This is a genomic window from Cellulophaga sp. BC115SP (genome assembly GCF_009905545.1).
GTDB classification, from domain to species: Bacteria; Bacteroidota; Bacteroidia; order Cytophagales; family Spirosomataceae; genus Flectobacillus; species Flectobacillus rivi.
The window spans coordinates 1-554 of sequence record NZ_JAAALB010000206.1; the positions used below are offsets into that span (position 1 = coordinate 1).

At 37.5% G+C, this 554-nt stretch carries 1 protein-coding gene; it reads right to left on the reverse strand.

The genetic code is table 11. From position 1 onward, the window contains the following. Nucleotides 1-554: transposase (locus GVN22_RS27690; protein WP_166554205.1), on the reverse strand; the 554-nt coding region annotated here is incomplete at both ends.

The window sequence follows — 554 nt, forward strand, 5'->3', positions numbered from 1 at the left end:
AGTTTCATCAAGAAGTCGTAAATAAGTGTGACAATGGCTAATAATTTAAGGGTATTCTCGAAGAACCATAACCTAGGAGATTCAATAGCTAGCTCCGTTTTGGCGAATCTAAACGCTTGTTCAATATTCCATCGATGCATGTAGCTATGACATATTTCCCAAGCTTCCTTAGCTGATTCTACAGGCAATGAGGTTAATAAATAGAGTGGTGACTGATAGTTTTTGGTATCTCTCACTATCACTAAAGACAAGTTAATGTCTTCAAAACTAGGGTGTTGTACTTGAGCCCAAGCAATAGAAATACTCTTAAGAATCTTTCTCTGAGAATCGAGCGCAATTTTTTTACTTCTGGCTTTAAAAGAGCGCGCTAAAAGATGGGTTTGCTTTTTACCTTTAGTTGAGTGTATAAGTAAATGATTCTTCTTCCATCGAACTAGGAAGTCTTGTTCGAAGTTCGTAAACCACTCGATAGTCCATTCATTTGCATAACCACGGTCAAGCACATGCAGGATGCCTTTTCCTACTTGTTTTTGTAGTTTTTCTAGCATCCGAAA